We start from the raw sequence: 8,438 nt of genomic DNA on the forward strand, positions 1-8,438 counted from the left end.
GCTCGAATGATACCACTACCCCGTTATCTTCCGCCATAAGGGATGCAGCGATGAGAGAATAGGACCCTACATTCGCGCCGACGTCATAGAAGACCCCGTTATGCGCCGCGTCCCTGATCCAGTCTACAGTGAAAGGTTCTTTGGCGCAGGCGCGGGCGCGGTATATGAACTCTATGTCGGTGTTGACGATGATGGTAATGTCCCGATCAGGGAAATCCAGTTTTTTGATAGGGTGTTTAATCTCCACAGCAGACCACCTTATCCTTGATGGCCGTTTCCGCCAGCAGGAAATCAAGCGGGTTATTTATGTCGATTGACTCGACCTCATCCATTATAAAAGGGATGATTATATCTCCTGTTGTCGAGCGCTTATTTTTTATTGTCGATACCCTCACGATATATATGCTTGCGTTCTGTACATATACGTCCGGCAGCAGATGGTAGGAGAGGGTATGCATGCCGGATGCCTTCCCGCTGTCAACAAATGGTCTTAAACAACCGTTCGCGATTGTCCACATCTTGCAGGGGTGTTCCGAACATTTCCTGACCGAACGGAGGGAATCACACTCAGGGTGGTCCATGATCGTCTCTATGGCCCGATCGATTGATTCAGTCTTCCTGAAAGGAGACGTTGGGTAGAGAAGGACGATAATATCCGGTATATAACCCTCATTTTTTTCCAGCCAGTCAAGGGCATGGTCAAAGAATTCCAGTTCCGTGGAATCGGCGGTGGAGATCTCTTCCGGCCGTAAAAAAGGCACTTCCGCGCCATATTGTTTCGCGATATCGCTGATATCGGAAGAGTCTGTTGAAACGATTATTCTCTTTATGAAGCGTGATCTTTTTGCGGCTTCAATCGTATAGGCCATTAAGGGTTTGCCGTACAGGGGCTTGATGTTTTTCAAGGGCACCCTCTTTGAACCACTACGCGCGGGGATTAAGGCTGCGATATTCATTCTTTTATGCCGTTCATCCTTTTTGTGTGTCCTCGTTTAGTATGGATGCAAATATTGTGCCCATTGAAACCAATCTTGTAAGGCGCCATAACCGTTTGTTATCGCAGATAATATCAAATATGGCCTTTTATCATCCGGGAAAAGATTGTCATAAGATTGACCATTTATATGTTATTCACCGCATGCCCGCCGGCATACTGCCTGAGACCGACCGATAAATCAATGGCCTGCCCGCTGCTCCATCCTGTCCTGAACCTGTGACAGTAATGCACGGGTCTCACTATCTCCGGGTGATATCTTTTGCGCCTTTTTTAAAAATTCCTGCGCCTTCTTAAGGTTATTTGATTTTAGTGACACGACGGCAATACCCTTTAACGCGTCAATGTTATCAGGACGTATTCTCAGCGCGTGTTGAAGATAAGCGGCTGCTTCATCCGATTTCCCCAGTTCGGCCAATATCCTTCCCAGCACGATATGGGCATCCGCATGGTTTTTATCTGCCTCAACGGCCCTTCTCGCAAAGGTAAGGGCTTCATCGGGGGTCTTCCCCCTCCACGACAGGATGGCAAGGTTCTTGAGAGCCCTGCTGTCGTCAGGTCTGCTTTTGATTACATCGAGAAGGATATTTTTTGAGCAGTCATCGTGGTTTATCTGAAGTTTTATTTCACCGAGAAGATTGAGGAGATCGATATCGCCTTGATCCTCCGATGCGAGGGCCGAGGCTATCTTATGGGATTCTGTGATATGGCCCGCATTTCTCAACTGGTTTATCACCGATAGATCTTCATCGCCGGTTTCATGATGCGCCTGTGGAGATTTGTCCCCTTTGTCGTTCTGGTAAAGAAATGTCCTGTTTGTCCGTGCAAAGGTATCGGCAATAATAGGAATAAGATGCTTTCTGTAAGATGGGATCACCCGTGATGCCCATAGATATGGTTCAATGGCGAGCCACGTTCTGGTGTACCCCATTTTATCCGTATTCCCTATCTTGATATATTCCTCGTTCGCAAGCCTTTCTGTCGATGGAGTATGGTGAACGGTCCTGATATGAAGAAATTTATCTACGTATCGTATCTTCGTTGCAAGGGCTACCTGGGTCATGAACAGGCGATCCGGCACAGGTACGTCAGGGATGGGTATTGCGAGCGCTGATTTTAAAAAGTCAGTGCGGTACAAACCGTAGATGAAGTAGTGGTACTGGGTGATGCCTGCGGCAATCATATTGATGGCCAGATGGAAAAAGGTCATGTTGTTAGGGTCCCTTTCGCCTTCGAACCGGACGGCATTAAGGTGCGTTCCGTCGTCCCAGTGCCGGTTTAAAGATGTCATTGCAAGACCTGTCTCCGGATGGGTCTCAAGCTCTCCGACGAGTGTTTCCACGAAATCAGGTTCCCACCAGTCATCAGCGGCGGCCCACATAAAATATTTGCCGCGCGCGAGCCCGGCAACGTGCCGGAAATTGTTGTTTGCGCCGATGTTGGTTTCGTGCCTGCAATATTGAATCCTCTGTTCCTGAGCGGCAAATTGCATGCAGATCTCCCCGGTGGCGTCATCGGACGCGTTATCGGCAATAATCAACTCGAAATCCTTGTACGTCTGATTCAGGAGCGCGTCGAGAGATCTACGGATCCAGTTGGCTTCGTTGAAGACCGGCAACCCTATACTAACGACCGGTAATCCGGTATTAACTACCGGCAATACGGTACTGACGATGGGGTGTGCGGAATTATCCAATGGTTATCCCTCTAAAAAAACTCAAAAAGGAAGCAGCTTTTTCCGTGCCTTGCGGTAGATGCAGAGGCTTTGTCCCGTCATAAGAGCCACAGGCAGGGGCATGCCGTTTATGTTGAAATATTCGTCGATAGTGGTCTTGGATTCTGCATGCTTCGGCCATCCATAATCATCAAAAAGTATAACGGCCCCGTCAACGAGCATGGGCACAAAGAACTCCAGACACTCCCTGTGGGCCTTTTTCGTATTGATATCGATATGAAGATACCGGATCGGCCTCGGCTCGAAGTCGTCGAAGGTGTCCGGGATATAGCCCGGATAGTAGCGGAGAAACCCGGCATAGGCGTTCAGGTTCTCTTTTGTCGCGTCAAGGCTGACGTCCTGGGAGCATTTTCCTATGAAGCCGTCGGCGATCTCCCTCTGCGTCAATCCATCTGAAGGGACACCGCTGAAGGTATCGAAGAGGTGGAAGAGGGGAGGCGCGTTCATTGTATCGCGCAGGATCACCTCGGATGCGAGGAGCGTGGTGCCGCCGCGGAATACGCCGCATTCCACGAAGTCACCTTCTGCGCAGTCGAGGGCCATTTCAGCGGCCCTGAGCACCACGTATGCCCTCGGCGCAAAATAGAATCCGTTGTAGTTCCCTTTTTCAATGCGCTCAGCCATTGCATAGATCCCGAGGAAGTCCTTGTTGTGCAGCCAGGGCATGTAATAATAACCTGCCGTGCATTTATCGTAACGCACACCGTTCACCTGGATGTAGGGGAAGGTGATGTCGATGTCGTTTAGTCTCTGTCCCTTTTCGATCAACTGAAGAATGTGCGCTATCGCGCTCAGATCGCCCATAGATCTCCTCCGTAGTCTGTGTACGCTGTTACCGTACTTTCAAATATTGCAATTTTTGTGCCTTTAAAGGCAGCGAATAGTGAACGGTGAATAGTGAATAGTAAAAGAGGCAGTCGATAGCATGAAGACGGTCGATAGTCGATAGTGAATAGTAGATAGTGAGAGACAAAAGAAATCCGAACGCTTGGCACCCTACGCCTTACGTCTTTCAAGATGTTCTGCTTTCTGTTCTTCCCACCTTCTCACCCTCTTACCTTCCGCTCTTCTGCCCGCCTCACGACGGTTTGCTATATATAATTTCGTAGCGAATTCTTGAGTGCGAGGGGGTGGCCGGGGTACCCGCTTGCGGGTCGCGCTTTGCTGCCGGAGGGGGCGACCGGGTACCCGCTTGCGGGTGTACAGGTAACAGCAAGCCCGGCACCGATGCTCTACGATGACGTATCCGGGATGATGTTTATGCCAATTAGGATTCAAAGATAGCACGAGAGTACGAAGCTGACGAAATTATATGAATTAAGGGAGATTGATGTCAGTAGATCTCCGGAGAATGTGACCCACAATTACCCCCGCTGCGCAATATTTGTCAAAATATTGACTTGCTGTTTAAAGGCAGTGAATAGTGAACGGTGAATAGTAGATAGTCGGCGTCGAATATCGATAATCAATCATCGAGTATCGAATATAAAGGCGCTGTCTTTCCATTACGCCGAACGGTTTTCTTTATATGTAAAGGTTGGGATTTGACCTAACGGACTGTGCAGGGGCATCTCCAAACTTCTTCCTGAAACAAACAGTTTTGAAATATAATGGTTTATCAGCGATTTCAAGCAGCAATCATTATTGGCTGAAAGCGATTACCTACTAACTCTTTCCGTTGCATGAGATTACAGATAGAAGTCGATTCTATCGTTAGTATCGAACAAGTATGCTGTTCAATTTTTCTTGCTATATTGATATACTTAAAAAAGGAGGTAAAATCATGCACTGGGGAGACTATGGATGGGGAATGGGTTTTGGATGGATATTCATGATTATCTTCTGGGTACTTATCATACTTGTGGTTATTTATTTAGTGAGATTAGTTACGGGTACCGGAAAACAGCAGCAGGGAGAAACTCCCATTGAAATCTTGAAGAAAAGGTATGCAAAGGGAGAAATTACAAAGGAAGAGTTCGAAAAGATGAAGGGTGATATAACAAAAGACTGAAGCCCGGGGTGACCCTGACTTCACCGGTATAGGAAGGACGATATGAAGATGAAAGACCCGGTTTGTAATATGACCATAGAGGATACAGATGCTGCAGGAACATCCATCTACGAAAGCGACACGTACTATTTCTGCTCAACGCATTGCAAGGATACGTTTGATAAAGATCCTGAAGCCTTTGTTTCAAAAGAAACCGCCGAACCTTTGAAAACAGGGGTAATATATACCTGCCCCATGCATCCTGATATCCGTGAAGAAAAACCAGGGTCATGTCCAAAATGCGGCATGGTACTTGAACCCCTTACTCCTTCAGCAGGTGAGGCCAGGACAGAGTGGACCTGCCCTATGCATCCCGAGATAGTCCGTGATACCCCGGGAAGCTGCCCCGTCTGTGGTATGGCTCTTGAACCGAAAACATTTTCCGAAGAAGGTGAAAACCCCGAATTGATTGACATGAAAAGGAGATTCAAGTTAGGAGTGATTCTTACGGCTCCTCTCATTTTTATTACAATGAGCCATTTTATCCCCGGTTTTTCCCTCGAAAAACTGATTTCCAGAGATATTCTGAAATGGATAGAGCTTGTTCTTACAACGCCTGTAGTTCTCTGGGCAGGATGGCCATTTTTCGTGCGCGGATGGCAATCTGTCATAAACCGCAGCCTTAACATGTTTACATTAATCGGGCTTGGCGTAGGGGTAGCTTACGTATACAGCCTTATTGCAGTGCTCGTACCCGGTATATTTCCTGCCTCCTTCAGAAAGGATGGCAGCGAAGTTGGAATCTATTTTGAAGCTGCGGCAGTTATTGTGGTGCTCGTGCTTCTTGGGCAGGTGCTTGAGTTAAAGGCTCGAAGCAAAACCGGGGCAGCCATTAAAGCCCTCCTTGGTCTTGCGCCTAAGACAGCCCGACGCGTAAAAGATGATACAGAAGAAGATGTTCCCCTTGAGCATGTAGTGTTGGGCGACATTCTCCGTGTTCGTCCAGGAGAAAAGATACCGGTAGATGGCATTGTTATTGAGGGGTCAAGCTCAGTTGATGAATCTATGGTTACGGGCGAGCCGATGCCTGTGCAGAAACTGAAGGGAGACCATATTGTTGGCGCAACGATCAATGGAACAGGTATGCTCATAATGAGGGCGGAAAAGGTTGGAGCTGATACCCTACTATCACAGATTATCCATATGGTTGCAGATGCGCAGAGGAGCCGTGCACCCATCCAGAAGTTTGCAGACATAGTGGCAGCCTATTTTGTCCAGATTGTTTTGGCAGTTGCAATCTTTGCCTTTATAATGTGGGCATTGATAGGGCCTGAACCGAGAATGGCATACGCAATCATCAATGCGGTGGCAGTTTTAATCATTGCCTGCCCCTGCGCCCTCGGTCTTGCGACACCCATATCCATAATGGTAGCCATGGGAAAGGGCGCCACGGCAGGGGTGCTTTTTAAGGATGCAGAGGCGATTGAGGTGATGAAAAAAGTAGATACCCTTGTTGTTGATAAGACAGGGACTCTTACCGTCGGCAAGCCATCCCTGGTGAGGAGTATCCCGGCAGAGGGATTTGACGAAAACAAGATGCTTTATTATGCTGCAAGCCTTGAACGTGGAAGTGAACATCCCCTTGCAGCGGCAATCGTAAAAGGCACAGAACAAAGGGGTATAATCCTTGCCAATGTTGAGGAATTTGAGTCCTTGACCGGCAAAGGTGTTGTGGGCAGGATTGAAGGACACGTCATTGCTGTGGGCAACCAAAAACTCTTTGACGATACAGGCGCTGACCCGGCCGAACTCTTACAAAGTGCTGAAGTAATGCGCAATGAAGGACAAACGGTAATGTTTATTGCCGTAGATGGTAATCCAGCGGGGCTTCTGGGGGTGGCTGATCCGATAAAGGAAACGACCCCGGAGGCAATAGAAGCGCTTCATAAAGAAGGTATCAGGATTGTCATGCTCACTGGAGACAACCGTACAACGGCAGAAACAGTATCAAAAAAGCTCTTTCTTGATGATGTGATTGCAGAAGTGCTTCCTGATCAGAAGGCTGATGTTGTAAAGCGATTGCAGGGTGAAGGAAAGATTGTTGCCATGGCAGGAGATGGGATAAATGATGCCCCTGCATTAGCGCAGGCCCATGTGGGTGTTGCAATGGGAACAGGCACAGATGTGGCAATGGAAAGCGCAGGTGTTACGCTGGTAAAAGGAGACTTAAGGGGTATTGTCAGGGCAAGGCGTTTGAGCAGGGCAACGATGCGTAATATTAAGCAGAACATTTTCTGGGCATTTGCTTACAATGCGCTGGGTGTCCCGATTGCGGCAGGTGTTCTTTACCCGTTCTTTGGAATCCTTTTAAGCCCTATATTCGCGGCAGCTGCCATGAGCTTCAGTTCGGTATCCGTGGTCGGCAATGCCCTCAGGCTGCGGAGGGCAAAGCTCTGAGAAACCTTGACTTATACAAATTGGTTAACTTTTTCTGGGCTGCATGAGATAATAAGAAGTAAGGAGTTTTTTCAATCACCCTTAAGGAGTTTATGCTAATATCTTTCGGACAGTAAAATGACCCGTTTTCTAAATTCTGTAAACTTCATTTTAGGTTCCATGCTCTAAAAAGTCCGGTCCAAGCCCAGTGGCGAGACCATGGGCCAGGATACGGCCCGGGATGATGGGCTGGGTGGGGCATCGGCGGCTGGTTTGGCCTAATTTTTATGATCCTGTTCCGGGTGCTCGTCGTTGTGGGTATTGTCTCTCTTGTTAAATCAGTAGCCGGCTCCAGCAGGAGCAAGAAGGAAGACAGTGCACTCGACATCGTTAAAAAGAGATATGCAAAGGGTGAGATCACTGAGAGGCTCAAGAACGACCTCAAAATGCCATGACGATGAATGGTAAGGCAGCCAGCAGGGGTTTCTGGCTGCCTTACCATACCGCTCCTTATTTTACCACCAGCAACCCTGGGGGTTTTTCGCGTATATCTTTTCCTGAAGATTGCGGATCGCTTTTTCCTCACTTGCAATTGACTCGGAGGTTGCCTTGGGGTTTCTCAGGGCCTCGGAGTATTCATATCTCTTATTGTGTAACTCCTTTCTCAGTCCGGCAGTATCATCGAGAAACTTCTGGCAGACTTCGTTCTGGCCGCCCTGTCCATATCCACGTGGGCCGGGACCATAACCGCCGCCGTAGCCTCCCATCATGCCGGGACCGTAACCGGGACCATAACTGCCGCCGTAGCCGCCCATCATGCCGGGGCCGTAACCGGGACCATAACCGCCGCCGTAGCCTCCCATCATGCCGGGGCCATAGCCGCCGCCGTAGCCTCCCATCATGCCGGGACCATAGCCGCCGCCGTAGCCTCCCATCATGCCGGGACCATAACCGGGTCCTTGTGCACAAGCGATACTGCCTGTAAGGGCGATAAGAATAAATATCATTGATCCAATAGTTAATCCTTTCATTTTAAACCTCCTTTTAGATTTAAAAATCTCTTAGAAACAAGATAAGCATTAATGCCAGAAGTTCAAGGGAACCAATAAATTCGTACCAAGCCCTGCATCATAAGAGCTCAACGTAATAAACCCTGGGGGTCAAATCTTTATCATTGACTTTGCCTCCTTTTTCCCTTATCCTTCCTCATGGCCAGACCGCTTCGCATCCAGTACGAGAATGCCTATTATCACGTAACCTGCCGGGGGAATGCCCGGGCAAGG

At 48.5% G+C, this 8,438-nt stretch carries 8 protein-coding genes; 3 read left to right on the forward strand and 5 right to left on the reverse strand.

All coding sequences use genetic code 11. The features are described 5' to 3' along the window. From PHU49_11205 to PHU49_11220, 4 genes are all read right to left on the reverse strand, one after another. The coding region (locus PHU49_11205; protein ID MDD5244570.1) for a hypothetical protein at positions 1-247 on the reverse strand (247 nt) is incomplete at its 3' end. Continuing rightward, positions 237-956 (reverse strand): acylneuraminate cytidylyltransferase family protein, encoded by a 720-nt coding sequence (locus PHU49_11210; GenBank protein ID MDD5244571.1) that lies wholly within the window; start codon positions 954-956, stop codon positions 237-239. The genes PHU49_11210 and PHU49_11205, both read right to left, overlap by 11 nt. Positions 957-1,175: 219 nt before the next feature. Further along, entirely contained in the window at positions 1,176-2,690 is a 1,515-nt protein-coding gene (locus PHU49_11215; protein ID MDD5244572.1) for a glycosyltransferase, read from the reverse strand. Between the two features lie 21 nt (positions 2,691-2,711). Continuing rightward, positions 2,712-3,533: a class I SAM-dependent methyltransferase gene (locus PHU49_11220; GenBank protein MDD5244573.1), complete on the reverse strand. Its 822-nt coding sequence runs from the start codon at positions 3,531-3,533 to the stop codon at positions 2,712-2,714. A gap of 979 nt (positions 3,534-4,512) precedes the next feature. Here PHU49_11220 and PHU49_11225 point away from each other — a divergent pair. From PHU49_11225 to PHU49_11235, 3 genes are all read left to right on the forward strand, one after another. Continuing rightward, positions 4,513-4,740, forward strand: coding sequence for an SHOCT domain-containing protein (locus PHU49_11225; GenBank protein ID MDD5244574.1), 228 nt, complete (start codon positions 4,513-4,515; stop codon positions 4,738-4,740). A 42-nt stretch (positions 4,741-4,782) separates the two neighbouring features. Beyond that, positions 4,783-7,176 carry a heavy metal translocating P-type ATPase gene (locus PHU49_11230; GenBank protein MDD5244575.1) on the forward strand — a complete coding sequence of 798 codons (2,394 nt, stop codon included), beginning with the start codon at positions 4,783-4,785 and terminating at the stop codon, positions 7,174-7,176. A 266-nt stretch (positions 7,177-7,442) separates the two neighbouring features. Further along, entirely contained in the window at positions 7,443-7,610 is a 168-nt protein-coding gene (locus PHU49_11235) for a hypothetical protein (GenBank protein MDD5244576.1), read from the forward strand. A 60-nt stretch (positions 7,611-7,670) separates the two neighbouring features. On the opposite strand, the gene PHU49_11240 is transcribed toward PHU49_11235, so the two are convergent. Next, positions 7,671-8,186, reverse strand: a complete 516-nt coding sequence (locus PHU49_11240; protein ID MDD5244577.1) for a hypothetical protein — start codon at positions 8,184-8,186, stop codon at positions 7,671-7,673. Positions 8,187-8,438: the final 252 nt, after the last annotated feature.

Source organism: Syntrophorhabdaceae bacterium (genome assembly GCA_028713955.1).
GTDB lineage: Bacteria > Desulfobacterota > Syntrophorhabdia > Syntrophorhabdales > Syntrophorhabdaceae > UBA5609.

Bases quoted from the DNA above. Each gene is read 5' to 3' on its own strand.
- PHU49_11210 (MDD5244571.1), bottom strand. From the start codon at position 956: ATGAATATCGCAGCCTTAATCCCCGCGCGTAGTGGTTCAAAGAGGGTG.
- PHU49_11220 (MDD5244573.1), bottom strand. From the start codon at position 3,533: ATGGGCGATCTGAGCGCGATAGCGCACATTCTTCAGTTGATCGAAAAG.
- PHU49_11225 (MDD5244574.1), top strand. From the start codon at position 4,513: ATGCACTGGGGAGACTATGGATGGGGAATGGGTTTTGGATGGATATTC.
- PHU49_11230 (MDD5244575.1), top strand. From the start codon at position 4,783: ATGAAGATGAAAGACCCGGTTTGTAATATGACCATAGAGGATACAGAT.
- PHU49_11235 (MDD5244576.1), top strand. From the start codon at position 7,443: ATGATCCTGTTCCGGGTGCTCGTCGTTGTGGGTATTGTCTCTCTTGTT.
- PHU49_11240 (MDD5244577.1), bottom strand. From the start codon at position 8,186: ATGAAAGGATTAACTATTGGATCAATGATATTTATTCTTATCGCCCTT.